The sequence below is a fragment of the Actinomadura sp. NPDC049753 genome (assembly GCF_040674655.1).
GTDB classification, from domain to species: domain Bacteria; phylum Actinomycetota; class Actinomycetes; order Streptosporangiales; family Streptosporangiaceae; genus Spirillospora; species Spirillospora verrucosospora.
In genome coordinates, this window is record NZ_JBFARL010000464.1 from 1 (window position 1) to 1351 (window position 1351).

The following is a 1351-nucleotide window of genomic DNA, read 5'->3' on the forward strand; positions in this document are numbered from 1 at the left end:
GGCGGCGGTGACGTCCTCGGTGTCGAGGACCTCCTGCAAGGCGGCGGCGTCGAGGTGGCCGGGGGGCGCGATGACGGCGGTGCCGCCGTTCAGCACCAGCTTCGGCTCCCCGGCGGCGGCGCGGCGGGTGCGGCGGCGCGGCGCCCCGCCCGAAGAAGGCACCGCAGCAGCGCCGCAACCCGCTGCGCTCCTCGCTCGTGCTGGTCGTCATCGCCGTCGTCATCAGCGCCGGCACCGCCATCGCCTTCGCGCACTGACCGACGGCTCCAGCAGGATCCCGCCAGGCGCGCGGTCAGGCGCGGAGACGAGCGCGGAGACGGGCGGTCAGGCTCGGCGGCCTACTCCGCCGAGGACGAGGAAGCGCTCCGGGTCGGTCACGGCCTCGCCCTCGTCCGGGCGCCACAGCGGCACGTACACCAGGCCGGGGTCGAGCAGGTCCCAGCCCTCGAAGAACCGCAGGATCTCCGCATGGGACCGGGACACCGCCGGCGAGGTGGCCCGGTCGTAGAGCTTGCCGATCGCCGCGGTCTTGGTCGGCTGCGCCTCATCGGTGAGATGCGAGACCACCAGGGCGCCGCCCGGCGCGGCCGCGTCCCGCAGCGCCGCCACGATGCCGGCCGGATCCTCCTCGGGCCTGATCAGGTGCAGCGCCGCGACGAGCAGGAACGCGACCGGCTCGGAGAGGTCGACCAGCTCCTTCAGCTCCGGCGCGGCGAGGATGCCCGCCGGATCGCGCATGTCGGCCTGGACCACCCTGACGCGGTCGTCGCCCGCCAGGAGGGCGCGGCCGTGCGCCACCGCGACGTCGTCGTTGTCGACGTACACCACGCGCGCGTGCGGAGCGACCTCCTGCGCGACCTCGTGCACGTTGCCCTGCGTCGGGATGCCCGAGCCGATGTCGACGAACTGGGCGACGCCCTCCTCGGCGAGCGCGCGCACGGCGCGGCGCAGGAACGCCCGGTTCGCGCGCGCCAGCTCCCGCGCCCGCGGCTCGACCCGCAGCAGCCCCGTCGCCAGATCACGATCCGACGCGAAATTGTGCGCTCCGCCGAGCAGATAGTCGTACACACGTGCGACGCTTGGTCTGCGGCTGTCGACCTCGGGTGGGATCCACTCGGAGTCCATGCATCGTCTCCCTATGCCCGAAGAGGGGCCGTCCGCAGGCACCCCAGCGTAACGCGAGCCGCGACTGGAGGCCCCCCGTACACGGACAGTGAGGACCATGGCCGAAGACCCCCCACGGCCAGGCCGGGCGACCGTCCTGCTCACCCCGGACGGAACGGTCACCGGCTGGAGCGACGGCGCCGCGCGCCTGTTCGGCCGCGCCGCGGCCGCCGCCGCCGGAGCCGCG

At 74.7% G+C, this 1351-nt stretch carries 1 protein-coding gene; it reads right to left on the minus strand.

The window, feature by feature from the left end; translation table 11 throughout:
• Positions 1-324 precede the first annotated feature (324 nt).
• Positions 325-1125 carry an SAM-dependent methyltransferase gene (locus AB0K37_RS42235; protein WP_363991882.1) on the minus strand — a complete coding sequence of 267 codons (801 nt, stop codon included), beginning with the start codon at positions 1123-1125 and terminating at the stop codon, positions 325-327.
• Positions 1126-1351 lie beyond the last annotated feature (226 nt).

Coding starts and splice junctions, on each gene's coding strand:
- AB0K37_RS42235 (WP_363991882.1), bottom strand. CDS start 1,125: ATGGACTCCGAGTGGATCCCACCCGAGGTCGACAGCCGCAGACCAAGC.